This is a genomic window from Bradyrhizobium zhengyangense, from assembly GCF_022012555.1.
In the GTDB taxonomy this organism is placed as follows: Bacteria; Pseudomonadota; Alphaproteobacteria; order Rhizobiales; family Xanthobacteraceae; genus Bradyrhizobium; species Bradyrhizobium zhengyangense.
Map to the genome: position 1 here is coordinate 586,892 of NZ_JAKLTZ010000004.1, position 25,684 is coordinate 612,575.

The window sequence follows — 25,684 nt, forward strand, 5'->3', positions numbered from 1 at the left end:
GGTGCCGCATGGTCGAGTTCCTCGTTACGAAACTGCATGACGCCCACTTCATGACCATGCTCCTGGCAGCCATCGCTGCCAGCGCCACCGTTTACACGCTGGTGATGCCGATGTTCGCCGGCGAGGGCCTTGCCAAGCGCATGAAGGCGGTGGCGAGCGAACGCGAGCGCATCCGGCAGCGCGAGCGCGAACGCCTCAACAAGAGCGAGAAGGTCTCGCTACGCCAGACCCCCAAGCAGCTCGTCTCGAAGGTGGTCGAGGATTTCAATCTCACCAAATGGCTGGCGCAGGAGGCCGCGCGCGACAAGCTGATCATGGCCGGCTATCGCGGCCATGCGCCCTATGTCACGTTCCTGTTCGCCCGCCTGGTCGCCCCTATCGTGCTGTTCGTCGGCTCGATCGTCTATGTCTTCCTGATCGCCCATATGGACCGCCCGATGCCGATCAAGATCGGCATCTGCGTCGGCGCGGCCTATCTCGGCCTCCAGGCGCCAATGCTGTTCCTGAAGAATGCGATCTCCAAGCGCCAGCTCTCGATCAAGCGCGCCTTTCCCGATGCGCTCGACCTGCTGCTGATCTGTATCGAATCCGGCATGTCGGTGGAAATGGCGTTTCGCAAGGTCGCCACCGAAATCGTGGGCCAGTCGATCGCGCTGTCCGAGGAGTTCACCCTGACCACGGCCGAGCTGTCCTATTTGCAGGACCGCAAGGTCGCCTACGAAAACCTGGCCAAGCGCACCGGGCTGGAAGGCGTCAAGTCGGTCTGTCTGGCGCTTCAGCAGGCGGAACGCTACGGCACCCCGCTCGGGCAATCCCTGCGCGTCATGGCGCAGGAAAACCGCGACATGCGCATGAACGAAGCCGAGAAGAAGGCCGCCGCGCTGCCGCCGAAACTGACGGTGCCGATGATCCTGTTCTTCCTGCCGGTGCTGTTCGTCGTCATTCTCGGACCGACCGGCATCAAGATCTCCGAATTGCACTGACGCGGAAACAAAACTGCGAAAACAACCCCATGCACAGTAGCCGGCCAATCGCCGGCTCGGTGGCATGCGGGTTGCGGCAAACGTCTGAATTATCGGATGAAATTCACATCATCGCGCCAAAGGCGGCGAATCAGCCGGGCTGGCTGAGGGAAGCGACCGGCGTCCGCTTCGGCGCGCCGCGCGGATTGTCGTTGCGCCTCAGCATCTCCTTCAGATAGGCGACATTGGCCGCGGCCTGGTCCGGCGGCAGGTCCGCCTTCACGATGGTCTCGGCTTCCGCGAAGCGGCCCTGGAGGCCGACCACCAGGCCGAGATTCTGCCGCACCCGCGAACTCGCCCGCGGCGAGGCATAAGCCTGCCGCAGCGCCTCCTCCGCCTTGGGCAGATCGCGCGACAGCATGTAGGACAGGCCGAGATTGGAGAGCACGCCGGGATCGTCAGGCGCGATTTTGAGCGCGCTCGCATAATAGGCGCGCGCCTCGTCGTGACGGCCCAGCTGGTCGAGGCAGGTGCCCTGCACCGAGAGCAGGCGCCAGTCCGGATTGTCGGGCGAATGTGCCTTCGACAGCACGTCGAAGGCCTGCTGGAAATTGCCGACGTCGGAGAGCGCGCGACCGTATTGCGCCAGCAGCGCCTTGTTGCCGGGATTGGCGAGAGTCGCCTGTTCCAGCACGGCCGCGGCCTGGGCGTGCTGGCCGTTGGCGCGCAGCGCCTGGCCATAGGCCAGCGCCGTGTCGGCATCCTTCGGATTGGCACGATAGCGCTCGCCATAGACCTCGACGGCGCGCGCAGGATCGGCCGGCGCAGCAGCCTCCGCCTTCGGCCCGATCGAGCCGGTGACGTCGGAAAGCTTGGACATTGCCGTGCAGCCGCCGAGGCTGGCGGCCACCAGCGCGATCAGCGAGGCTGACGCAAGAAGCCGGACAGGACGGAACCGTTGACGCATGACGCCTTGACTCTCGAGCGGATTGATCGAGCCGAACGCGCCAGCAATAGACTGTTAACCCTAATGGCCGGTTAACGCGGTATGCTGGCCTGCGGCGGCGCCTCACCGCCGAGGTCCAGATCGAGACCGAGCAGCTTCACCTGGTCGTTCAAGCTCCGCAGCACTTGCAGCCGCTGCCGCGCCCTCTCCTCGACGTCGCCATCCTCGCGCGGCAGCGCCGGCCATCGGCGCTTGAGGTCATCACGATTGATCAGCCTGACGGCCCGGAGCTCGTCGAGCGTGGCGGGGTCGATGTCGAGCATGTCGGCGGATAATCCGATCAGTTCGCGAAGCAAAGCTCTGGCTTCTGCCAGCGCCGCGACATGGCGCCTCTGGACAGACCTGTCGAGCTTGCGATCGAGGTCGGCCAAGGCATGGGACGTCACGAGGTAGGTATAGAGACAATCCGTCCAGCCCTGCCCTCCGTCATCATAGAAGGCAGAGCGCGACAGCAATCGGCGTGCGAGCAGCAGAACCTGATCCCAATCCAGCGACGCCCACGAGGCAATCTCGATCGCCGACTGAATGGCGGGGTCTCGGGACAGATCTCGCCCGACCGGAAGGCTGATGAGCCCATCCGGCATGTTCGAATCGAGCGGGCTGAAGGCGCTATCGTTGCGCGGCCGCGAATAGCGGGCGATCGAGATCAGGTAGTCGGGCCGGTCCGCCGCGGGCGCCGCGCCGAAATGGATGATGTTGAAGCCGGCATCGTCGCCACCCTGCCCGGTCGAGGACGGACAGGACAGCACGTAGATCGTGCGCCAGAAATCCTCGCTGCCCCTTCGCGTCGCACGCGGATCGGGAATCGAATAGCGGGTAAGCCCCTCGACATGCCGGTGCCCGTGCAGCACCATGGTGACATTGAGCGAGGTCGCCGCTTCGAGAAAGGTGGCGGGCGCTGCGAGATACATCAGCGGCTCGTCGGCGGCACCGAGGAACCGTTTGCCTTCGCCGGTCGCCTGCGGCAGCGGATGATGATGCAGCGCCAGCACACGGACCAGGTTCTCCGTCGGCTCTGAATAATCCGCCCGCCCGGCTGAACCGACGGTCCCCGCGAGCTCGACGCTGAGCCTAGCAGACCGTGCGACCATCGCATGATAGGCCTGCTCGTCGACATGGCCGCTCGCGAGCGCCGTCAGGCTGGCGCTGTTGGAATCGAGCAGCATCAGGTCGAGACCAGCCTGACGGTAATAGACGCTCTTCGAGGTTCGCGGCAGATGCAGATAGTCGTAGGCATCGTGCCGGCCGCCCGGCTTACTCGGACGCTTGGCGTCGTGATTGCCGGCAACGGCCTGGATGTCGGTGAACAGGCCGCTCTGCCGGAACGACGCGATGACAGCGACCGCCTCCTCGAGCGAACGCGGCGTCGGATCATTCACGATGTCCCCCGTGATCAGCAGGACCCGATCAGGCACATCCATAAAGCGCGCCATCCGCTCGCGCATGGCGGCGGTGAGCGCCTCGATTGTCGGAAGCAGCCGGCCTGACCCGTCCAGGTGCAGGTCGGAGATCTGCGCAATGACAAACGATCTATTCATACTGCGCCGCTCAATGCGAATGCTGCGTCGCCCAAACGATTGAGAGAAATGCCTACGACGAAGAGCTCAGTCAGGTCACAACCCGGATCGGTATCATCAGGAATTCAACGGCGCTGTTGCGCTCGGTACGTGCAGAAACGCATCACACAACCTAAAAAGTATTTGTCAATAATGCCACAACCGAAACGCTAGTAAAGCCCTGCGGCAACGCACGCATGAACCGCGGTTCTCGACCAAGATACGAGCGCCGGCCGCGGATTGTTTCGGGAAGCTCGATCAATATTCGATGGCGAGACGCTTGCGGATCTCGTCAATGCGTTTGTCGAGCGCGTCGAATCGCGCGTGGACCGAGCGATCGTGGAGATAGAAGACGTAGCCGCCGGCGAGGAATGCGAAGACCCAATGGTGATGCTCGACATAGCCGAAGACGGCCTCGATGGCCTGGCCAATGAATGTGATCCCGCTCCACACAAATTCCATCGCAATTCCTCCCGGCACGCATTGTCGTCGGTCATGGGCGTTCTCTGCGCCCCTGATGACCTGCTTGGCGACCACTGCCGGAACCTAGCATGGGTCTTTCTCTGCGAGTAGCGGCTCGCTGAACGGTGACCGCAAAGCCGATTGCAGCCACCGCAAAACTCTGCGAAGTCTCCTCCAACCGAATGACCTGCGGACCCGCCAATGCCTTCCGTCTTCGAGACGTCCTCGACCGCCACCCCAATCACCTTCGTCACCAAATCGAGCTGGGAAGCCGTGCGCGAGACGCTACCGCCGGCGCAGCGCCAGTTCGCCGTTGCGAGCGCCTTTGCCGCCAAGCCGGGCGGCTATCTCGCGCTGCCCGCGCCCGACGGCGCGATTGCGCAGGTGCTGTTCGGCCTCGATGACGACGGCGCGAAATCGCGCGATCTGTTCCGGCCCGGCGCCCTGCCAGGCCTGCTGCCGGCAGGCACCTATCGCTTTGCCAATGCACCGCACGATGCACGACTGGCGGCGCTCGCCTTCGCGCTGGGGTGCTATCGCTTCGCCCGCTACCGCAAGGCCGAGAGACCCGACGCCCGCCTGGTGCCGCCCGATGGCATCGACGTCGCCGAGATCGATCGTATGGCGGAAGCTGCGATGCTGGCGCGCGACCTCATCAACACGCCGTCCAACGACATGGGGCCGGAGCAGTTGGCCGCCGCCGCGCAAGCGCTCGCGGCCGAGTACGGCGCCAGCTACGCCTGCACCATCGGCGAGGAGCTGGAAAAGAGCTTCCCGTTGATCCACGCGGTCGGTATGGCCTCGGATCGCGCGCCGCGGCTGATCGATATCGGGTGGGGCGACCTCACCCATCCCAAGGTGACGCTGGTCGGCAAGGGCGTCTGCTTCGACACTGGCGGGCTGGATTTGAAGCCGTCGAGCGGCATGCTGATCATGAAGAAGGACATGGGCGGCGCCGCCAATGTGCTGGCGCTGGCGCGCATGGTGATGGATGCGAAGCTGAAGGTGCGGCTGCGCGTGTTGATCCCGGCGGTGGAGAATGCCGTCGCCGGCAATGCCTTCCGTCCGCTCGACATCTTCACCTCCCGCAAGGGCATCACCGTCGAGATCGGCAATACCGACGCGGAAGGCCGGCTGGTGCTCGCCGACGCACTGGCGCTGGCCGACGAGGAGAAGCCCGAGCTGCTGATTGATTTGGGCACGCTGACGGGCGCTGCGCGCGTTGCGCTGGGGCCGGATTTACCGCCCTTTTACACCAATGATGAGACGCTGGCCGCCGACGTCGCGCGCTGCGCGGCGCAGGAGAACGATCCCTTGTGGCGCATGCCGCTGTGGCCGCCTTACGATGCGTGGCTGGACTCCAAGACCGCCACCATCACCAACGCGCCGTCGGGCGGCTTTGCCGGCTCGATCACCTGCGCTCTGTTCCTGCAACGCTTCGTCGAGCAGGCCAGGAGCTGGCTTCACGTGGATATCTATGGCTGGACACCGTCGGCGAAGCCGGCGCGGCCCGAGGGCGGCGAGTGCCAGGCCGCCCGCGCCATCTACAAGGTGCTGAGCGAGCGCTATGCATGATCTCAGGCTGACACCGGCGCGGAGCGACCTCGCCGCGAAATATCTCGAAGGCAAGGTGCAGGCCGATCGCTTCGTCACCGGCGAGGAGTTCGAGGTGATCGCGCCGATCGCGCCGGTCCGCGAGCAGCCGTCGTCGAACGCGATGCTGATGACCGAAGCACTGCGCGGCGAGCGCGTCACTGTCTACGATCGCAACGGCGAGGGCTGGGCCTGGGGCCAGCTCGGCAGCGACGGCTATGTCGGCTGGTTGCCGGATGCGGCGCTGATGAAGCCCGCAGCCGCGCCAACGCACAAGGTGACCGCACTGCGGACGCTCGCCTTTCCCGGTGCGTCGATCAAGCTGCCGCCTGATGATACGCTGGTGCTGGGATCGCAGCTCACGATCGCGCGCGAGGATGGCATGTTCGCCGTCACGCGCGAGGGTACATTCGTGCCGAAGACCCATCTTTCGCCGCTCGACCATCGCGAGCCTGATTTCGTCGCGGTCGCCGAGCGCTTCCTCGGCACGCCCTATCTCTGGGGCGGCAAGAGCAGCCTGGGCATCGATTGCTCCGGTCTGGTCCAGGCCTCGCTGACGGCTGCCGGGATTGGCTGCCCGCGCGACAGCGACATGCAGCAGGCGGGCCTCGGTCGCGCGCTGGAGCGGCACGAGCAGAGCAAGTTGCAACGCGGCGACCTGATCTTCTGGAAGGGCCATGTCGCCATCGTGCGTGATGGCAGCACGATGGTTCACGCCAACGCGTATCACATGGCGACGGTGATCGAGCCGATCGAGCCGGCGGTCGCGCGGATCAAGACGGCCGGCAGCGAGGTCGTTGCGATCAAGCGGCTGTAGCACGCGTCGTCGAGAATACCTCGCGTCTGCTTTGATCCACAAGCTGACCTCTTCAGATGAAAGAGGCCGCCAACTGAGAGCCCTTAGTGCTTTCGCTCATGCTCCCGCTCGTAGTTATCGAGCATTTCTAACTGGCTCGCTAAGCCGCCGAGCGTATGCACGATATTGGTGAGTATGGTGACCTTCTTGGTGGCGGTCCCAGCGACGCTAGCTTCGGCCTTGTAGGCTTCGGCGGCCACCCGACACTCAATGGCGCTCATCATTGGCATGCTCCAGGTTGGCGCTCCGTTGGCGAACACGCCCCCACGCCAGTACGGAAGGAGTTCCACTTGAGGAGGTCGCCTATTGCCACCGGGTGACCTCGAAATTAACCCGGACCTGCATGACCGGCCCCTCTTCATCCCTCACTTCTATCGCCATGTATCGCGTCGAAAAATGGCGGGCGCCATGCACAGCGTCGCGAGCCATGTCGGCCAAGGACTTGGCGGCTTCTTCTTGCACGTCCCGTAGATTTGAGAATTCCAGGCCTTCTTCGTCTAGAAGAAGAGCGTCTTCGTCGCGGAGGTCAAAATAATACACGGCCATGGCGCGCTCCCAATGCAGGCGGGAGCGCTCGTCTCTCTCAGCCACCGACGCCTACTGGCAGGGCCTAGGCCGATGATGTGAGAACAATACGCTTCGGCAGTATTCGTTGCTATCGAATTCGGACACCGCCCTCCAGCTGATGGTCGATGCAGCGAGATTCGACGAAGGCGGCCTTAGCCCTGCCAGATCAGGTTATGGCACTCTTTGCAGCGATAGACGTTTGCTACGCGACCTTCAGCCGTATCCGGAACCGTTAGATAATGGCACGGAATGGCATAGCAGACGGGACACTGGCTTGGCGGCTCTTGCGGTGACAACGGATTTTGCGACGCACTCAAAGCTCACTCCTATAAAGGCGGGAGCGCGCGTCTCTCTCTCTGCCACCGACGCCTACGGGCAGGACCCAGGTCGGTGATGCCAGAACAATGTTCCTATTCTCGACTGGTTACTAGCAGATTCGGTGCGCTACTCTGGCAGCTCAAGCCTCGGCGATCTGAGCCACTCGCTCATGTGCACGCCGGTTTCTGCATGTCTGGCTTTGCGGAGGGCGTACTCACGTTGAGGACCTGGGGGAAGGGATTTGGCTTCTTCACGGAGGCGTTCGGCTTCTTGGGTGAGGCGTTCTTCAAGGGATCGGGTTTGCTTGAATCGGCGGCGCCGCTGCATGACACAACCTCGTCGTTACGGGTCCTAACCGCAGGGTTTGAGTTCTCGCAAATCTTAATACGCAGGCGGGGTGGCTTCAGTTCCAAAGTGCTATGGGTCATAAGCGGTCTTCCCTGAGAAGCGCTTGGCGGGTCCGCCACGGCCATGAGCGACCTGGCGCACGGCCGGTGAATGATCTGGGCGCCGAGGAGACATTCCCGCCCAGTCTAATTGTGTTAAGGCTGACCAACATACAAACGGCGGGGTGACAATGAGGCTATCGATCTGGCGAGCGAAGTACAGATACGAACGCCGCACGCGACCTCTCTTGTTGACCGCAGCTATCGTCCTGGTAGCGACCTCGGCTCTGGGCGAGGAGGCCCGCTTTTCTGCGTCGGGCACGCATAAGTGCAGCACCGGAAGGGTTTGTCTCGTGACTGGCGTTTATCCCAGCTGCATGAAAGCGGACGAAGATCTCCGGTTTCACGATTGCTGCCCCGGCATCAGGGATTCTAAATCAGCGGATTTTATCCTGAACTATTGCATTGCCGTCCCCTCCCGATAACCCACCTACGCAAAAACCGAGTTTGCACGACAGTCGCGCAAACAAGATGTCGACGGCCACCGGCGATATTGGCAATGGTCCACCAGAGGGCGACGGTCAGGGAACAGCCAAGACGAACCTGGCGTTGTACCGGTGATTGCTGTCTTTCGCGCGAAGGAAAGAGCGTTTATGAAAATCGTTCTCCTCACGGTTGGGGTATCGGCCGTCCTCGCCTGGGCCGCCACGACCTCAAGCCAGGCCACGCCGCCATACGCCCTGCAGACCGGCCTACCCTGTAACGCCTGCCATACAAGGCCTCCTGCGCTCAATCAGAATGGCAAGGGGTTCAAGGCAAACGGCTACCGCTGTCCCGACGAACGGTGCGAGGCATACCGCTCGCACAATGATCCATTTGATCCCCACGCCGCCCGACCCTGAGGCGAGGAGGTCCTACGCACGGCCTCTCCTATCGCTTTCAAGAGGCAACGCGATCTCGAACGTCGAACCCTGAGGGCTCGATTTGGCAAGAACCAAACGGCCGCCGTACCTTTCGATGATCGTTCGGCATATCGCCAGTCCCAATCCCATGCCCGCTGGCTTGGTTGTAAAGAACGCATCAAAGATGCGGTCATGATCCTGCGGCGGCACTCCGCGGCCAGTGTCCTGCACAGACAGCAGGACAAACGAGTTTCGTTCGTCGAGCCGCGTGGCAATACTCAATCTGCGGCCGTTGGGGCCGGCGGAAGCCATCGCCTCGATGGCGTTCTTGAACAAGTTCAGAATTACCTGCTGCAACTGCATCGGATCGGCACGCACCAGAGACACTTCGACCCGAAAATCGGTCGCAACGAGAATTTCGTTGAACTGCATTTCGTGCTGCAACAACCGTAACACCTGGCGCGCGACGCCCTCGAGGCTGATCGTGGCCGGTTCATCAACCGCCCCCTTGAACAGTCCACGAACGCTGGTGATTGTCTCGCTTACCCTGAGGCTGTCTTCTTCGATATTCCTTAGAATGGCATTGATCTCGTCGAGCCGACGAGGCTGCGCGACAAGTATCTGCTGAGCGGTGTTTGCGTTCAGGGTGATTGCCCCCAGCGGAGATCCGATTTCGTGAGCGATTGCCGCAGTCGCCGCATCGATGCTCACGAAGCGATTGGAGCGTTCGCGCCGTTGCATGACCAGGGCGCTGGCCAGCCGCGAGTAGAGCACGATCATCTCTGTCACCAGCACGGACAACAGCATGCAACTTGCGATCAGGGCAAATCCGCGCGCGGTGTACCAGCCGACGGAAAATCGCGAAGAGCCCGCGTAAGCCGCCACCAGAAAGTTGGGAAGCGCCGCAAACAACGTGACCATCAGCCACAGATCCAGCACCGTGCGCCGACGGACGAACAGCACCAGCAGCACGAGACAACCCAACAGCGACAGGCCGATATTGAATTGATTGCTGAGCGGGGTCTGCAGCATCAGACCTGTCGTGAAAAAGCTCGGCAAGTGCCTGGTTTCGCCGATGGCCAACCACGACAAAAAGGCTATTGCCGCAAACACCGAGATCAGCGTGGTTGCGATGCTTGCCCTCGTCGAGAGCCTCGAGCCTCCTCCTTTGTCCTTGAGCAGCGCATAGGCAAGGATGCTCAGCGGAAAAGTGGTGTACCAAAGTACGAAGAACCACGCTGGCGTGTTGTAGACGTCACCGATGAGCCCGTTCGGGGCGTAACTGCCCGGAAAGCTCAAAGTTTGCAGAAAGGCAAACGAGCCGGCGAAGATGTATCCGCCCGCGACGACGAGCAACGCCCGGTGAGGCTGCACCGAATATTGAGCGAACAGGAGGGTCGCCGTCAGCAGGTCAGCTGCGCTGGTGACCGTCTGAACTACCGGAAGAAAGCTGTCGATTCTACCGATTTGTCGATTCTCGAAAGGAGCGACGAGAGCTGAAACGGCAAGCATGACGACCACGACACCAGCAGCCACGGTTCGGTGTCGCTGTGTGGACGGCATCAAGGCAACCACCATCGGAGGATCGTGGTCCGCACTGAACCCAAACTGGCCGGTGTTTGCCTTCAGCATTGTGGGCTCCCTGTTACCAATACTGGCATGTCGCAAACGGGCCACTTGCAGACCCGGCGACGCCGCTTGTTCAAGGTCAATCGGATATCTGCAATTCCGAGCCGTCCAACTGCGCATGGCCTGCGTCGGTGCGTCGAGAGGCCCGGTAGCGGCCTGGCGACGCTCCGTGATGCCGGTGAAACAGTCTAGAGAACGCCGCCGCCGTCTCATAGCCGACCCGGCTCGCAATGCGTGCGATGGACTCATCGCTGGTTTCGAGCAGGAACGCCGCTTCCGACATCCGGCGTTCGATCACATAACGTTGCATGGACTGGCCGACGAGCCTGGTGAAGCGCGCCGAAAATGCCGAGCGGCCGAGCCCGACGCGACGGCCAAGGTCGTTCAGGGTCCAGGGCCGCTCCGGATTTTCGTGAATCAGCTTGAGCGCCGGTCCGATATGCGGGTCAGAGATGGCCCCGAGCCAGCCGCCTTGTCCGGGACTGAGAGACGAGATCCAGCTTCGCAGCACCTCGACAAAGAGCACTTCCGTCAGTCGCGACAGCGCGACAACTTGCCCAGGACGTTCGAGGGCAGACTCGCTGATCATGCGGCGCAGGATGGCTTCGAGCCAACCACCGTCCGCTGCCGGCTTCAGCAGGAGGACGGGCGGAAGCAACTCGAGCACGCTGCCAAACATCGGCCGCGACACGGTGAAATTGCCGCAAATCATGGTCGAGAGCGGCTTTGCGCGGCCCCCGTGACTGATGACACCAAACCGCGACGACGCTCGATCGATGTCCATGATCCGCAAAGGCTTGGCGCGGCGATCCGAATAGAACACATGGGGATCGCCGCGCGTGATCACGACGAAATCGCCCTCGGTCATCTGGATTTCCTGTCCGTCCGCAAGCGCGAGCGTCGCCGAGCCCCGGCTGAGATAGTGAAACAGCGCGTAGGGACGCGCCGGCAGCTCCAGATTCCAGGGATGGCCAAGCTCGAAGTGAAACAGCAGCGTGCCACCGAGGCGAACGCGATCGAGCACTTGGGCGAGGATGTCCATGCCGTCGAGGTTAGTCTCGTGGACGATCGGACACAACATCCGGACGATTGATCCCTATCGTCCGAAAGGCCTGCGGACTAGGTGATGCTGCGGCGGGCCGCCGTCACGTGCGGCAACCATTTCGCCAACGGCAGATGGAAGAACCGCGACCTCCATGGAAACGCCTGCCCATTCCCCCGGACCGTGCTCGTCCGACATGCCCACAGGAACCATCAATGCGAAACATTCTATTCTCAGCCGCCGCTATACTTCTGGCCGGATCGGCGCTGGCCGGCTCCGCCTATTCCGCCGAGCCGCCCAAGGGCGCAGCCCACAACATCGTGCTCGTGCACGGCGCATTCGTGGACCAGACGAGCTGGCAGCCCGTTGCCGATATTCTCTCGAAGAAAGGCTACAACGTCACGCTCGTGGAAAATCCGCTGACGTCGCTCGCGGCCGACGTCGACGCCACCAAACAGGCCCTCGCAAAGCAGGACGGCAAGACCGTTCTGGTCGGCCACTCCTGGGGCGGCGTGGTGATCACGCAAGCCGGCAACGATCCCAAGGTCTCGGCGCTGGTCTATGTTTCCGCCTTCGCGCCCGACGTCGGCGAATCCCTGGCATCGCTGGCCAAGGCCGGTCCGCCGACCGAAGGCGGCAATGCGATTCATCCCGACGCGAAGGGCAATCTGTACATCGACCCCAAGGTGTTTCCGTCAGCCGTCGCCGCTGACCTTCCTCCTGAGATCGCGGCGCACCTGGCCAACACTCAGCTTCCGTTGAATCATGTTGCGTTCGAGGCCCCCGTCGACATTGCGGCCTGGCACGACAAGCCGAATTTCTACGTCATCAGCACGAAGGACAAGGTCCTCGCGCCCGAGGCCCAGAAGTCGTTCGCTGCCAGGATCAAGGCTCAGACGACGGAAGTCGCCGGCAGCCATGCCTCGCTCGTCGTTCATGCGAAGCAAGTCGCCGAGGTCATCGAAAAGGCCGCGCTCGCGAAGTGACGGTGCCGCTCCCGGCGTGTTCGCGCCGGGAGCGCGCAGGCTCTGGAAGGGACATTCCTGCATGTATAAGACATTGGTTGTCACCCTCGCTGCCTCGGCTTTTTTCACCGGAGCTGTCGCAGCTGCTCCGGCCGTCGGGAACGCGCCGCTGGATGCGGCGACCCTCGGCGCGATCAAATTGAAGTTCGGCAGGCTGATGGAGCTGGCGAACAAACACGATTTCACGGCTTTGCATGGGATGTTCTGGCAATCGCCTTCGACCCTGTTGGTGGCCAAGAGCGCGATTCCTTCTGAAGGAAACTGGGCCGGCTATTGGGGCAACGAAGCGATCGATCAAAAACTGCATGATATCGGCAGCTCGGGTCCGGTCGTGATCGAGCCGGATTATTCAAAGCTCAGGGTTGTCGGTCTGACGCGCGACGTCGCCGAGTCCTATGTGCCGATGAACATCACCGTCTCCTATGCGGGACAGGACGGAACGGCGAGGCCCTTTCTCATGATCATCAATTGGCTTCGCGCCGGGAAAGACTGGAAGATCGCGTCCGAAATCATCTTGCCGGTACCAGCGGTACCCGCGGCGAAATGACCAGGAAAAGCTACGTCGCGACCGAGCCGTTGCCCGCCGTCTCCAGCCGGAACGCTGCCGCGAACAGCGCGCGCGTGTAATCCGTCTTCGGGTTCTTGAACAGCTCCGCGGCCTGGCCTTCCTCCACCACCTTGCCGCCACGCATCACGATGAGATGGCTCGCAAGCGAGGCGACGACGCGCAAATCGTGCGAGATGAACATGTAGGTGAGATCGCGCTTGCGCTGGAGCTCGCGCAAGAGATCGACCATCTGCGCCTGGAACAGCATGTCGAGCGCGCTGGTCGGCTCGTCCAGCACGACGAAGTCGGGCTCCAGCACGACCGCGCGCGCGATCGAGATGCGCTGGCGCTGGCCGCCGGAGAATTCATGCGGATAGCGGTCACGGATCTCCGGCTTCAGCCCGACATCCTCGAGCGCCTTGACGACGCGCGCCTCGCGCTCCTCGCGCGACAGGTTCGGCTGATGCACGGAAAGGCCTTCCGCGATGATGTCGGCAACCGACATGCGCGGTGAGAGGGAGCCGAACGGATCCTGGAACACGATCTGCATATCGCGCCTGATGGGGCGCATCTCCTTGAAGCGCAGGCCCTGGATGTCCTTTCCTAAGAAGACGATGCGACCGTTCGACGAGATCAACCGCAGCAGCGCGAGGCCCAGCGTGGTCTTGCCCGAGCCGGACTCGCCGACGACGCCGAGCGTCTCGCCTTTGCGCACGGCGACGCTGACGCCGTCGACCGCCTTGATGTGGCCGACCGTCTTGCGCATCAGACCGCGCTTGATCGGAAACCAGACCTTCAGATCGTCGGCCGCCATCACGACAGGCGCATTCGGCTGCGGCGGCGCCGGATCCGGTTTCGGCTCGGCCGCGAGCAGATCGCGCGTATAGGGATGTTTCGGGGTCTTGAAGACCTGCTCGACCGGCCCCTGCTCGACGATCACGCCACCCTTCATGACGCAGACGGTGTCGGCGATGCGGCGCACGATGCCGAGGTCGTGGGTGATGAAGAGCAGGCTCATGCCGAGCCTTGACCTGATCTCGGCGAGCAGCGCCAGGATCTGTGCCTGCACGGTGACGTCGAGCGCCGTGGTCGGTTCGTCCGCGATCAAGAGATCCGGCTCGTTGGCGAGCGCCATCGCAATCATCACGCGCTGGCGCTGTCCGCCGGAGAGCTGGTGCGGATAGCTCTTCAGCCGCGTCTCCGGTTCGGGAATGCCGACTTGCGTCAGCAGCTCCAGCGTCCGCTTGCGCGCCTGGGCATTGCTGGTCGGATTGTGCAGCTGGATGATCTCGCCGATCTGCGCCTCGATCGTGTGCAGCGGATTGAGCGAGGTCATTGGCTCCTGGAAGATGATGGAGATGTCGCTGCCGCGGATTTCCCGCATCTGCTGCTCGCTCCGGTCGATCAGCTCCTGCCCCTTGAAGCGGATGCTGCCCGAGGGATGCGAGGCACTCGGATAGGGCAGCAGCTTCAGGATCGACAGCGCGCTGACCGACTTGCCGGAGCCGGATTCGCCGACCAGCGCGACGCATTCGCCGCGCTTGATCTGGAACGAGACCTTGTCGACCGCAAGCGTCGTGTTGCCGCCCTGGTGGAAAGCCACCGAGAGGTCACGGACGGCAAGCAGGGGCTGGTTGATCGCGTCCATCACGCCCTCACTTGAACGTCTTGCGCGGATCGAAGGCGTCGCGCACGGCTTCGCCCGTGAAAAGCAGGAGCGAGAGCATGATCGCGACCGAGAAGAAGCCGGCAAAGCCGAGCCACGGCGCCTGCACATTGGCCTTGGCCTGCGACAGCAATTCACCCAGCGAAGGCGAGCCGGGCGGCAAGCCGAAGCCGAGAAAATCGAGCGCGGTCAGCGTCATCACCGAGGACGAGACGATGAACGGCAGGAAGGTCATGGTCGCCACCATCGCATTCGGCAACAGGTGACGGAACATGATCATGACATTGGAGACCCCGAGCGCCCGCGCCGCCTGGATGTACTCGAAATTGCGGCCGCGCAGGAATTCCGCGCGCACGAGGCCCACCAGCGACACCCAGTGAAACAGCACCATGATGCCGAGCAGGATGAAGAAGCCTGGCGGAAGCACGGCCGATATGATCAGCAGCAGATAGAGATAGGGGATCGAGTTCCAGATCTCGATGAAACGCTGGAACAGGAGATCGGTCCACCCGCCAAAATAGCCCTGCACGCCACCGGCGATGATGCCGATGACCGACGAGCAGATCGTGAGTGCGAGGCCGAACAGCACGGAGATGCGGAAGCCGTAAATCAGCCGGGCGACGACGTCGCGGCCCTGATCGTCGGTACCGAGCCAGTTGTATTCGAGGTCGCGGCAGCTCTTCAGCCCCTTCTTCTCCACCACCGGCTTGCATTGCGCTTCCGTCAGCAACCATGTCGGCGGCGACGGCGCCGGCGTCGGCAAATCAAGATTGTGGGTGTCGTAGGAATAGCGGACCAGCGGCCAGAGGATGGTGCCGCCCTTGTCCTTGATGAGCTTCTGCAGATACGGGTCGCGATAATCGGCGGCGGTCTCGAAATCGCCGCCGAATGTCGTTTCCGAATAGGTCACGAAGGCCGGCCAGTAGAGATGGCCGTCGAACTTGATCAGGAACGGCCGGTCGTTGGCGATAAGCTCGGCGAACAGCGAGACGACGAACAGGGCTATGAAGATCCAGAACGACCAGTAACCGCGGCGATTAGCCTTGAAGTTCTGCCAGCGCCGCTTGTTGAGCGGCGACGGCACGAACGGCTTGCGCGTGATCGGCACGGCGTCGCCGAGCGGCGACTTTGCGGTGGTTTCGATCGGAGTGGGGGCTGTCAGCGTCATCAGACCTCCCGCGCCTCGAAATCGATCCGTGGATCGATCCACATGTAGGTCAAGTCGGAGATCAGACCGATCACGAGCCCCATGAGCGAAAATATGTAGAGCGTCCCGAACACGACCGGATAGTCGCGGTTGAGCACGCTCTCGAACGAGAGCAGACCGAGCCCATCGAGCGAGAAGATGGTCTCGATCAACAGCGCTCCCGAGAAGAATGCGCTGATGAACGCGCCGGGGAAGCCCGCGATGACGATCAGCATGGCATTGCGGAAGATGTGACCATAGAGCACCTGGCGCTCGCTGCAGCCCTTGGCCCGCGCCGTCATGACATATTGCTTGCGAATCTCGTCCAGGAAGGAGTTCTTGGTGAGAAGCGTCATGGTCGCGAAGGCACCGAGCGCCATCGCGATCAGCGGCAGCGTCAGGTGCCAGAAATAATCGATGATCTTCCAGTACCACGGAAAGCTCGACCAGCCGTCGGAGGTCAATCCGCGCAGGGGGAACCAGTTGAAGAACGAGCCGCCGGCAAACAGGATGATCAGGAGAATCGCAAACAGGAATCCCGGGATCGCATAGCCGAGCACGATCACGCCCGATGTCCAGACATCGAAGCGCGAGCCGTCCTTGACGGCCTTGCGGATGCCGAGAGGAATCGAGATCATGTAGGTCAGCAGCGTGAGCCAAAGACCGAGCGAGATCGAGACCGGCAGCTTCTCCTTGATGAGTTGGATCACGCTGACATCGCGGAAATAGCTCCTGCCGAAGTCGAAGCGGGCGAAATTCCAGACCATCAGCGCGAAGCGTTCCGGCGCCGGCTTGTCGAAGCCGAACTGCTTCTCGAGATTCTTGATGAAATCGGGGTCCAGCCCCTGCGCGCCGCGATATTTCGAATTGATGGCGTCGCCGCCCGCACCCACCTGACCGGGCGCACGTTGCGCGAAATCGCCGCCGCCGGAGATGCGCGAGGTCCCGCCGGTGTCGGCACCCGAGAGCTGCGCGATCACGCGCTCGACCGGACCGCCCGGCGCAAATTGCACGACCACGAAGGAGATGAAGAGGATGCCGAGCAGCGTCGGAATCATCAGCAGAATGCGGCGGGCGATATAGGTGGTCATGATTATTTCGCCTGCTCGAGCTTGGCGGCCTTGGCGGCATCGTACCACCAGTTCTCAGGCGCGCCGACGCCTTGCGCATATTTCGGCGGCTTGTCGGGATGGCTGAACTGATCCCAATAGGCGACGCGATGGAAATTCGCATACCATTGCGGCACCCAATAGCGCCCGGCGCGGAACACACGGTCGAACGCCCGGCACGCCGTGGTCAGTTCCGCTCTGGTCTGGGCCGCGATAATCTTGTCGATGAGGGCGTCGATGACAGGATCGGAGATCCCGGCGAGATTGTACGACCCTTTGGTCTTGGCAGCCTGCGAGGAGAAGAACGCCCGCATGGCATCGCCTGGCGTCGCCGACATCGAGAAGCGCTCGATCGTCATGTCGAAATCGAAATCCTCGAGCCGCGCGCGGTACTGCACGGCATCCACCAGGCGGAACGTAGCGTCGATGCCGAGCGTGGCGAGGTTCTTCAAATACGGCCCGTGATGCGGCTGGATCGACTGCTCGTCGTTCAGGAACTCGATCGTGAAGGGCTCGCCATTGGGCAGCACCCGCTTGCGGTCCTTGATGATGTAGCCCGCCGCGTTCAGCAACTCGCCTGCCCTGCGCAGCAGGGCCCGGTCCTGTCCCGACCCATCCGACACCGGCGGCACGAAAGGCTGGCCGAACACTTCGTCGGGCACTTTGCCACGGAAGGGCTCCAGCAGCGCGAGCTCTTCCGGCGAAGGCGGGCCCGATACCATCATGTCGGAGTTCTGAAACGGCGATTGCGTGCGCGCATAGGCGCCGTACATGATCGACTTGTTGGTCCACTCGAAGTCGAAGGCGCAGATCAGCGCCTCGCGCACGCGCGGATCCCTGAACTTGTCGCGGCGCAGATTGATGAACCAGCCCTGCGCGCCCGACGGGGTCTCGTCCGGCAGTTGCTCCTGCTTGACGCGACCGTCCTTCACCGCGGGGAAATCGTAGCGCGTGGCCCAGATGCGCGAGGTGAGCTCCTCGCGGAACAGGTAGTTCTTGCCGGTGAAGCCCTCGAAGGCGACGTCGCGGTCGCGGTAGAATTCGTAGCGCACCGTGTCGAAATTGTAGCTGCCGCGGCAGACCGGCAGGTCGGCGCCCCACCAGTCCTTGACGCGGTCGTATTCGATGTAGCGGTTCACCTCGAACCTGCCGACCTTGTAGGGGCCGGAGCCCAGCGGCGTGTCGAGCGTCGATTCATCGAAGGCGCGCGTGGCATAGTACGCCTTCGAGAAGATCGGCAGGCTCGCGACATAGAGTGGCACGTCGCGGGCGCGGTTCGGCGCAAAGGTGACGACCACCGTAGCGTCATCGAGCGCCTCGGCCTTCACGAAATCGCGGAGCTGTACGACGATCAGCGGATGCCCCTTGTCCTTCAGCGCATTGAACGAGAAGGCAACGTCATGCGCCGTGAGCTTCGAGCCGTCGTGGAAACGCGCCTCGGGCCTGATCGTGAAGGTGTAGGCCAGCTTGTCCGGCGAGATACGCACCGATTTCGCCGCCAGCCCATACATCGCGTCGGGCTCGTCATTGGCGCGCGCCATCAGCGCCGCGAAAGTCATGTCCATGCCCTGCGCGCCCTCGCCCTTCATGATGTAGGCGTTGAGCGAAGAAAACGTGAAATAGGACTGGTTGTAGGCCCGGACCGACGGGATCAGCGAAAACGCACCGCCCTTCGGCGCGTCAGGATTGACGTAGCCGAAATGGTGAAAGTCGGCGGGATATTTGAGATCGCCGAAGGCCGAAATGCCGTGGGCTTCGGCCGGCCCCTCGGACGCCGCTGCGCCACGGAGTGCGGCAGCGCTGAGCGCGCCGCCGACACCGAGGACCAGCACATGCCGGCGTGAAAGCTGCGCCATGCGCAATTGTTTCCTCAAGAGCGTTTTCCGATACGCGCCGCCTTGTCAGCGTCATACCACCACAGCGTCGGCAGGCCGGACCGGCCGTATTTCGGCAGCGGCTCGGCATGGCTGAAGCGGTCCCAGCGGGCGTAGCGCGTGAAGCCGTAGGTGAATTGCGGCACCAGGTAGAAATTCCACAGCAGCACGCGATCGAGTGCGTGGGTCGCTGCGACAAGCTGGGCACGGTCCTTGGCGTAGATCACCTTCTCGATCAACGCATCGATCGCGGGATTCTTGATGCCGATGGTGTTGCGCGCACCCGGCATGTCGGCGGCCTGTGAGCCCCAGAACTCGCGCTGCTCGTTGCCGGGCGAAAGCGACTCGCCCCATTGATCGATGATCATATCGAAGTCGAAGCTACGCAGCCGGTTCTGGTATTGCGCATCGTCGACGACGCGGATCGAGGTGCTGACGCCGATCCGCTCCAACGAGGGCTTGTAGAACAGCGCGATGCGCTCCGACGACGGATCCTGCACCAGGATCTCGACCGAAAGCGGCTTTCCAGCGCTGTCGACCAGCTTGTGGTCCTTCACCTCGAAGCCGGCTTCCTTGAGCAGCCTTGCTGCCTCGCGCAGATTGGCGCGCACGGCTTCCGGGTTGCCGCCGACCGGATTCTGGTAGGCCGTGGTGAAGACCTCCGGCGGCACCTTGTCCTTCACGGCTTGAAGGATCTCCAGTTCCTGCCCCTGCGGCAGGCCGGAGGACGCAAGGTCGGTCCCCTCGAAATAGCTGTTGATGCGCTTGTACTGGCCGTAGAACAGCTGCTTGTTCATCTCCTCGAAGTCGAAGGCGTAGTTGAAGGCACGGCGCAGCCGCGCGTCCTTGAACTGGTCGCGGCGGATGTTGAAGGCGAAGGCCTGCATGCGGCCGGAATCGTTGATCGGGAATTCTTCCTTGAGCACGCGCTTCTCGGCCACGGCGGGGAAATCGTAGGCCTTGGCCCACTGCTTGGCCGAGTTTTCGGCAATCCAGTCGGCCTGATCGGCCTTGAAGGCTTCCAGCGCGACGAGGTTATCGCGGAAGAACTCGAAACGCAGCTCGTCGAAATTGTTGGTACCGATCTGGCTCGGGACGTTGGCGCCCCAATAATCCTTCACGCGTTCGAGCTTGACCGAGCGTCCGGCCACGAATTCCTTGATCTTGTACGGGCCGGAGCCGAGCGGCGGCTCCAGCGTGGTCGCGCTGACATCGCGCTTGCGCCCCTGCGCATCGGTGCCTTCCCACCAATGCTTCGGCAGCACCGTCAGCTCGCCCACGATGGTCGGCAATTCGCGGTTGCCCGGCGCGTCGAAGGTGAACTTGACGTCACCTTCACCGACTTTCTCGGCCTTCACCACATGACGGTAGTAGGACGCGTACATCGGCGACTGCTTCTTGAACGTCTCGAGCGAGAAGATCACGTCCTCCGGCGTCACCGGCTTGCCATCGTGCCAGCGCGCCTCTTTCCGCAAGCGATAGGTCACCCAGGAGAAATCGTCCGGATGCTGCGCGGATTCGGCGAGCTCGCCATATTCGGTGGCGACCTCGTCCTGGGCGCGCGTCATCAGGGTTTCGTAGATCAGCGCCGCGGCCGGCGCGAGCGAGCCCTTGATGCCGGCAACCGCGAGGTTGAAATTGTCGAAAGTCCCGAGCGAGATCAGCCGCGCGACTCCGCCCTTGGGCGCGTCCGGATTGACATAGTCGAAGCGCTTGAAGCCGGCGGGATATTTGATGTCGCCGAACAGCGACAACGCATGGCGCCAAGGGAGTTCACCGGCCGATTGCGCCTCTGCCGTGCCGACGACGGGAACACCCGCCGCAGAGCCGAGGACGGGAAGCGCGGCAACGGCCGCGCCGGTGAGCAGGAGATCGCGTCGGGTAATGGCCAAATCAACATCCCAGTCTTGAAGGAGGTTACCCCTTTAAGTGCTCAATATAGGCGAGGTTTCGACGGAATATGTTGCTTTTTCCTCATCTTGGAAGGCCGGACGGCCCGTCAGATGCGGCCAAACGCCCCGATAACAACGCCGCGAGCCCCGGATATGGAAACGGCCAGGCTTTGGGGCCTGGCCGCACATTCCAAATTGAAACCGAAGAGCCTTATTTCGCCGCGGTCGGGAGCGGCTTCGGGCTGTCGGAGAGGCTGTTCAGATAGGCGATGACGTCGGCGCGCTCCGAGTCCTTCGGGATACCGGCAAAACCCATCGCGGTGCCGGGGATGTCACCCTTCGGGTTGGCGATGAACTTGTTCAGCTCGTCGATGGTCCAGGTGCCGCCCTTGGCCTTCATCGCGGCCGAGAAGTTGAAGCCGTTGCGGCCTTCGCCACGGTGATCGTCAACGATGCCAAAGAGGTTCGGACCGACGCGGTTCGGCCCCCCCTTCTCGAAGGTGTGGCAGGCGCCGCATTTCTTGGCGGCAGCAGCACCCTTCTCGACGGAGGCGGTCTGGAGCAGCTTTTCGATCGGCTCGGACGGGGCTGCGGCCGCGGCGGCGCCACCCTTGTCACCAGCTTCTTCCTTCACGGCGATCTCGAAGCCCGGCTTTTCCGGCATCTTGGGCGAGAACAGCGCCTGGGCGGTGAAGCTCGTCACCAGCAGAATGAGACAGGTGCCGAGCACAGCACCGAGAATCTTATTGAGTTCGAAAGAGTCCATTTCCGGCTAGGCCCCACACCGCAAGAAGGAATTAGCGGCCGGGCGGCCGCCAGGACGAGCCTCGGGAGAATCAAACGTTCCTTATTGTTTCCCCGAGTTTTGCCATTCAGATATCGGTTTGCCCGTGGTCTGGCAACCCGTATAAGCGACCCGGCTTCCCGCCCGTCCCCACCCCATTTCTCGGTGCGGAAAACGTCCCGTTTCCAAGCTCTTGAACCCAAGCCTTTGAACCGATGATCGATCCCCGCATCCTGGTGCTGATCCCGGCCCGCATGGCCGCCACCCGCCTGCCCGGCAAGCCGCTCGCCGATATCGCCGGCCTGCCAATGATCGTGCATGTGATGCGGCGCGCCGTGGCCGCCGGTATCGGCCGGGTTGCAGTGGCAACCGACACGGACGAGATCGCGTCCGTCGTGACCGCCCATGGCGGCGAGGCGGTGATGACCAGCCCCGCGCACCCCTCCGGCTCCGACCGCATCCACGAGGCCATGCAGAAGCTCGATCCTGGCGGCCAAGCCGAGATCGTGGTCAATCTGCAGGGGGATTTCCCGACGATTACGGTCGACAACATTCGTGAAGTGCTGCCGCCGCTGGAAGACCCTGCCGTGGACATCGCCACGCTGGCCTCGCAGATCCACACCGAGGAAGAGGACCTCGCCCCAAGCGTCGTGAAGGCGATTGGAACCTCGCTCGGCGGCAGGCGCATGCGCGCACTTTATTTCACCCGCGCGACCGCGCCGACCGGCGACGGACCGCGCTACCATCATATCGGCCTCTACGCCTATCGCCGCGCGGCGCTGGAGCGCTACGTTTCGCTGCCGCCCTCCCCGCTGGAATTGCAGGAAAAGCTCGAGCAGCTCCGAGCCCTGGAGGCCGGAATGCGGATTGACTTCACTATCGTCGATACCGTCCCCCGGGGTGTCGACACGCCTGCGGATCTCGAGACCGCCCGCGGCATCCTTTCCAAATCCTGAGCCGCTGCTACAAGGCCCGTCATGAGCAAGATGAAGATCGCATTCCAGGGCGAACCTGGCGCCAATTCCCACATCGCCATCGTCGAGGCCTATCCCGACGCCGAGCCGATGCCCTGTGCCACCTTCGAGGACGCGCTGTCGGCGATCTCCTCGGGAGAGGCCGACCTCGGCATGATCCCGATCGAGAATTCGGTGGCGGGGCGCGTCGCCGACATCCATCATCTCTTGCCGGCCTCCGGCCTCTTCATCATCGGCGAATGGTTTTTGCCGGTTCGCCATCAGCTGATGGCGATCAAGGGCACCAAGATTTCCGACATCAAGTCGGTCGAGAGCCATGTGCATGCGCTCGGCCAGTGCCGCCGCATCATCCGCAAGCTCGGTATCAAGGGGATCGTGCACGCCGATACCGCCGGCAGCGCCCGCGACATCTCCGAGCGCAAGGACAAGACCGTCGCTGCGATCGCCTCGCGCCTCGCGGCGCAGATCTACGGCCTCGACATCCTCGCCGAGGACATCGAGGACGAGGCTCACAACACCACGCGCTTCGTGGTGCTGGCGCGCGAGCCGAAATGGGCGGCGCAAGGCTCGGGAGCGCTGGTCACGACTTTTGTTTTCCGGGTGCGTAACTTGCCGGCCGCTCTTTACAAGGCACTCGGCGGTTTTGCCACCAACGGCGTCAACATGACCAAGCTCGAGAGCTACATGGTCGACGGCAATTTCTTCGCCACGCAGTTTTACGCTGACGTCGACGGCCACCCCGAAGACAAGGGCCTGGCGTTTGCGCTCGAGGAGTTGAAATTCTTCTCGCGCGAATTCCGCATCGTCGGCGTGTATCCGGGACATCCGTTCCGGGCGACGTTCAGCGAGACGCAGGATTAGTTGGTCGCCCCGGCCTGGTGCGCAATTGCGCACGGGAGCCGCGGCCCATAGCCACAGGGAGTGGTTGTCGGGCGGGCTGGCAACTCCGACTCTTCGTAAAACGATTGCTGCGGCGTATGGGTCCGGATCTGCGCGCGCTTGTCCGGGACGACGACCTAAGCTCCCTGCTTCTTCAGCCCAAACGCCTCCGCCAGCAGCGAATACGATTTCTTGCGCGCTTCGTGGTCGTAGACGGCGGTGATCACCATCAGTTCGTCCGGCCTGCTCGCCTCCATCAGCGGCTGCAGCTTCTTTTGCACGGTCGCCGGATTGCCGACGAACAGGCGCGAGCGGTTGCGCGCAATCGAGACGCGCTCGGAATCCGTATAGGGATAGGCCAGCGCCTCCTCGACGCTCGGCAGCGGCAGATATTGACCGCGGTCGCGGCGCAGACGGTTGAGATCGAATGACGCGGCGAGCTTTTCGGCCTCCTCGTCCGTATCCGCCGTGATGACCGCGACCGCGAGGATCGCATGCGGGGTCGCGCGCCAGGCCGACGGCTGGAATCGGTTGCGATAATGCACCATCGCATCGATCGCATCGTGGGACGCAAAGTGATGTGCAAAGGCGAAGCCCATGCCGACTTGCGCTGCTAGCTCCGAGGAATAGTCGCTGGAGCCCAGCAGCCAGATCGGCGGCAGCGGGCTGTCATCGGGCATCGCGACGACGTTGTGATAGGGATGGCCTGCGGGGAATTCGCGGGTCTCCCACAAAATCAATTCGTGCAGCCGCTCCAGAAAATCGTCGCCCTCGCGACGGTCGAGCCGGCTGCGCAGCGCATAGGCCGTGGCGCCGTCGGTGCCGGGTGCACGGCCAAGGCCAAGGTCAATGCGGCCCGGAAACAACGCCTCAAGCATCTTGAAGCGCTCGGCTACCACCAGCGGCGCGTGGTTGGGCAGCATGACACCGCCGGAGCCGACGCGGATATGCTTCGTCACCGCCGCGATCTGCCCGATCATCACGTCGGGCGCCGGGCTCGCCACCGAGGCGAGGTTGTGGTGCTCGGCGAGCCAGTAGCGGACATAGCCAAGCCCGTCGACATGGCGCGCCAAATCGATGCTGTTGCACAACGCCGCGGCGGGTTTGGTGCCTGTGGTGACGACGGAGAGGTCGAGGACGGAGAGCGGGATCATGGCCGGTTAACGTAGTGGAGGGCGGCGCGGCGGCAATGGGTCGACAGCGCAGGTCTGGCGTGTGCGGGCGGAGAGGCCGGGTGCCCTGCAACACGTAGGGTGGGACGATCCAGTCACTCGCGATGCAGGATTCACCTTGCCCACAGCGCAAAGACGCATCTCGTTGGCAGAAAAATCGTTTTATATTATTGATATTATTTCAGAATGTTTCGCTATAAACCTTTTCCCACCCGAGACCTCCGCACCGCAATATTGATGGATTTTTAACGCAAAGTGGGCCACTTCCCATCTCCGATGGGCTGTCAGGTAATTCACCTTTGCCCTATCTTAGGCCCTCCCAAGATAGACCGCCGGCCGCCGGACCTTTGGTGAGCCCCTGGAGCGAGTGGTGCCATGACCGAGACGACGACGCCTACCCAGACCGACGGCCGCGACGGGCACCTGAGGCGGCCTGCGATCTCGTTCGAGTTCTTTCCGCCCAAGACGGAAGATATGGAGCGGAATCTCTGGGAGACCATCAATCGCCTCGCCCCGCTCGACCCGAAATTCGTCTCGGTGACCTATGGCGCCGGCGGCTCGACCCGCGAGCGCACCCATTCGACCATTTCCCGGATTCTCAAGGAGACCGCACTGCTGCCGGCCGCGCACCTGACCTGCGTGGGCGCCTCGCGCGGCGAGATCGACGAGATCGTCGATCGCTACCATGAGGTCGGTGTCCGCCACATCGTGGCCTTGCGCGGCGATCCCGCCGGCGGCATCGGCACGCCCTACTCCAGCCATCCGGACGGCTACCAGAGTTCTGCCGACCTCGTCGCCGGAATCAAGAAGCGGCACGCGGATATCGAGGTGTCCGTCTCGGCCTATCCCGAGAAGCACCCTGAGGCGCGCGACTTCGACGCCGATATCGATACGCTGAAGGCCAAGGTCGACGCCGGCGCGACGCGCGCGATCACCCAGGTGTTCTTCGATAACGACCTCTACTTCCGTTATCTCGACCGCGTCCGCGCGCGCGGCATCAACATCCCGATCGTGCCGGGCATCATGCCCATGCACAATTTCAAGCAGGCGCGCAATTTCGTCACCCGGGCCGGCACCACCGTGCCGGATTGGTTCGCCGCGAAATTCGAAGGCCTCGATAACGACGCCGAAACCCGCAAGCTGGTCGCCGCGACCGTTGCGGCCGGCCAGGTGCAGAAACTGGCAAAGCACGGCGTCGATACCTTCCATTTCTACACCATGAACCGCGCCGATCTCGTGTTCGCGATCAGCCATTTGCTCGGCATCCGCGCCAAGAGCGCGCAGAAGGCGGCTTAAG

The 25,684-nt window shown here is 62.8% G+C and carries 22 protein-coding genes; 8 read left to right on the forward strand and 14 right to left on the reverse strand.

The features are described from left to right. Positions 1–8 precede the first annotated feature (8 nt). The gene (locus tag L6639_RS18345; protein WP_237863112.1) at positions 9–983 is read left to right on the forward strand and encodes a type II secretion system F family protein; all 975 of its coding nucleotides are present in this window, start codon (positions 9–11) and stop codon (positions 981–983) included. A 130-nt stretch (positions 984–1,113) separates the two neighbouring features. Here L6639_RS18345 and L6639_RS18350 read toward each other — a convergent pair whose 3' ends face one another. The 3 genes from L6639_RS18350 to L6639_RS18360 form a co-directional block, all read right to left on the reverse strand. Continuing rightward, a complete protein-coding gene (locus L6639_RS18350) occupies positions 1,114–1,929 on the reverse strand; it encodes a tetratricopeptide repeat protein (RefSeq protein ID WP_237863113.1) in 816 nt (271 codons plus the stop codon). Between the two features lie 71 nt (positions 1,930–2,000). After that, positions 2,001–3,506 (reverse strand): metallophosphoesterase family protein, encoded by a 1,506-nt coding sequence (locus L6639_RS18355; protein ID WP_237863114.1) that lies wholly within the window; start codon positions 3,504–3,506, stop codon positions 2,001–2,003. A gap of 276 nt (positions 3,507–3,782) precedes the next feature. Continuing rightward, positions 3,783–3,986, reverse strand: a complete 204-nt coding sequence (locus L6639_RS18360) for a hypothetical protein (RefSeq protein WP_237863115.1) — start codon at positions 3,984–3,986, stop codon at positions 3,783–3,785. A 201-nt stretch (positions 3,987–4,187) separates the two neighbouring features. Between L6639_RS18360 and L6639_RS18365 the strand changes: the two genes are divergently transcribed. Continuing rightward, on the forward strand, positions 4,188–5,561 hold the full coding sequence (locus L6639_RS18365; protein WP_237863116.1) for a leucyl aminopeptidase family protein: 1,374 nt from the start codon (positions 4,188–4,190) through the stop codon (positions 5,559–5,561). Continuing rightward, the gene (locus L6639_RS18370; protein WP_237863117.1) at positions 5,554–6,396 is read left to right on the forward strand and encodes a C40 family peptidase; all 843 of its coding nucleotides are present in this window, start codon (positions 5,554–5,556) and stop codon (positions 6,394–6,396) included. Before L6639_RS18365 ends, L6639_RS18370 begins: the two co-directional genes overlap by 8 nt. A gap of 83 nt (positions 6,397–6,479) precedes the next feature. On the opposite strand, the gene L6639_RS18375 is transcribed toward L6639_RS18370, so the two are convergent. The 4 genes from L6639_RS18375 to L6639_RS18395 all read right to left on the reverse strand — a co-directional run bounded on the left by L6639_RS18375 (position 6,480) and on the right by L6639_RS18395 (position 11,279). Beyond that, complete coding sequence (locus L6639_RS18375) at positions 6,480–6,659, reverse strand: hypothetical protein (RefSeq protein WP_237863118.1); 180 nt, start codon at positions 6,657–6,659, stop codon at positions 6,480–6,482. Between the two features lie 79 nt (positions 6,660–6,738). Continuing rightward, the gene (locus L6639_RS18380; protein WP_237863119.1) at positions 6,739–6,981 is read right to left on the reverse strand and encodes a DUF6894 family protein; all 243 of its coding nucleotides are present in this window, start codon (positions 6,979–6,981) and stop codon (positions 6,739–6,741) included. A 1,639-nt stretch (positions 6,982–8,620) separates the two neighbouring features. Continuing rightward, positions 8,621–10,240 (reverse strand): MASE4 domain-containing protein, encoded by a 1,620-nt coding sequence (locus L6639_RS18390; protein WP_237863121.1) that lies wholly within the window; start codon positions 10,238–10,240, stop codon positions 8,621–8,623. A gap of 76 nt (positions 10,241–10,316) precedes the next feature. Next, positions 10,317–11,279 (reverse strand): AraC family transcriptional regulator, encoded by a 963-nt coding sequence (locus L6639_RS18395; RefSeq protein WP_237863353.1) that lies wholly within the window; start codon positions 11,277–11,279, stop codon positions 10,317–10,319. Positions 11,280–11,494: 215 nt separating this feature from the next. On the opposite strand from L6639_RS18395, the gene L6639_RS18400 reads away from it, so the two are divergent. Both L6639_RS18400 and L6639_RS18405 read left to right on the forward strand, forming a co-directional pair. Continuing rightward, positions 11,495–12,265, forward strand: a complete 771-nt coding sequence (locus L6639_RS18400) for an alpha/beta fold hydrolase (RefSeq protein WP_237863122.1) — start codon at positions 11,495–11,497, stop codon at positions 12,263–12,265. 61 nt (positions 12,266–12,326) lie between these two features. Further along, positions 12,327–12,851 (forward strand): hypothetical protein, encoded by a 525-nt coding sequence (locus tag L6639_RS18405; RefSeq protein WP_237863123.1) that lies wholly within the window; start codon positions 12,327–12,329, stop codon positions 12,849–12,851. 10 nt (positions 12,852–12,861) lie between these two features. Here L6639_RS18405 and L6639_RS18410 read toward each other — a convergent pair whose 3' ends face one another. From L6639_RS18410 to L6639_RS18435, 6 genes are all read right to left on the reverse strand, one after another. After that, a complete protein-coding gene (locus L6639_RS18410) occupies positions 12,862–14,499 on the reverse strand; it encodes an ABC transporter ATP-binding protein (RefSeq protein ID WP_237863124.1) in 1,638 nt (545 codons plus the stop codon). Between the two features lie 7 nt (positions 14,500–14,506). Continuing rightward, positions 14,507–15,685 carry an ABC transporter permease gene (locus tag L6639_RS18415; RefSeq protein ID WP_237863125.1) on the reverse strand — a complete coding sequence of 393 codons (1,179 nt, stop codon included), beginning with the start codon at positions 15,683–15,685 and terminating at the stop codon, positions 14,507–14,509. After that, positions 15,685–16,794: a microcin C ABC transporter permease YejB gene (locus L6639_RS18420; RefSeq protein ID WP_237863126.1), complete on the reverse strand. Its 1,110-nt coding sequence runs from the start codon at positions 16,792–16,794 to the stop codon at positions 15,685–15,687. The genes L6639_RS18415 and L6639_RS18420 overlap by 1 nt, the downstream gene beginning before the upstream one ends. A gap of 2 nt (positions 16,795–16,796) precedes the next feature. Beyond that, complete coding sequence (locus tag L6639_RS18425) at positions 16,797–18,668, reverse strand: extracellular solute-binding protein (protein ID WP_237863127.1); 1,872 nt, start codon at positions 18,666–18,668, stop codon at positions 16,797–16,799. A 14-nt stretch (positions 18,669–18,682) separates the two neighbouring features. Continuing rightward, entirely contained in the window at positions 18,683–20,578 is a 1,896-nt protein-coding gene (locus L6639_RS18430) for an extracellular solute-binding protein (RefSeq protein ID WP_237863128.1), read from the reverse strand. A gap of 211 nt (positions 20,579–20,789) precedes the next feature. Then, a complete protein-coding gene (locus L6639_RS18435) occupies positions 20,790–21,344 on the reverse strand; it encodes a c-type cytochrome (protein ID WP_237863129.1) in 555 nt (184 codons plus the stop codon). Between the two features lie 233 nt (positions 21,345–21,577). Between L6639_RS18435 and L6639_RS18440 the strand changes: the two genes are divergently transcribed. Together L6639_RS18440 and L6639_RS18445 are read left to right on the forward strand one after the other, a co-directional pair. Then, a complete protein-coding gene (locus L6639_RS18440) occupies positions 21,578–22,318 on the forward strand; it encodes a 3-deoxy-manno-octulosonate cytidylyltransferase (RefSeq protein WP_237863130.1) in 741 nt (246 codons plus the stop codon). Positions 22,319–22,339: 21 nt separating this feature from the next. Beyond that, on the forward strand, positions 22,340–23,197 hold the full coding sequence (locus tag L6639_RS18445; RefSeq protein WP_237863131.1) for a prephenate dehydratase: 858 nt from the start codon (positions 22,340–22,342) through the stop codon (positions 23,195–23,197). A 155-nt stretch (positions 23,198–23,352) separates the two neighbouring features. Here L6639_RS18445 and L6639_RS18450 read toward each other — a convergent pair whose 3' ends face one another. Continuing rightward, positions 23,353–24,369 carry an LLM class flavin-dependent oxidoreductase gene (locus L6639_RS18450; RefSeq protein WP_237863132.1) on the reverse strand — a complete coding sequence of 339 codons (1,017 nt, stop codon included), beginning with the start codon at positions 24,367–24,369 and terminating at the stop codon, positions 23,353–23,355. A gap of 393 nt (positions 24,370–24,762) precedes the next feature. Here L6639_RS18450 and metF point away from each other — a divergent pair, with 393 nt between their 5' ends. After that, complete coding sequence (gene metF, locus L6639_RS18455; RefSeq protein ID WP_237863133.1) at positions 24,763–25,683, forward strand: methylenetetrahydrofolate reductase [NAD(P)H]; 921 nt, start codon at positions 24,763–24,765, stop codon at positions 25,681–25,683. Position 25,684 lies beyond the last annotated feature (1 nt).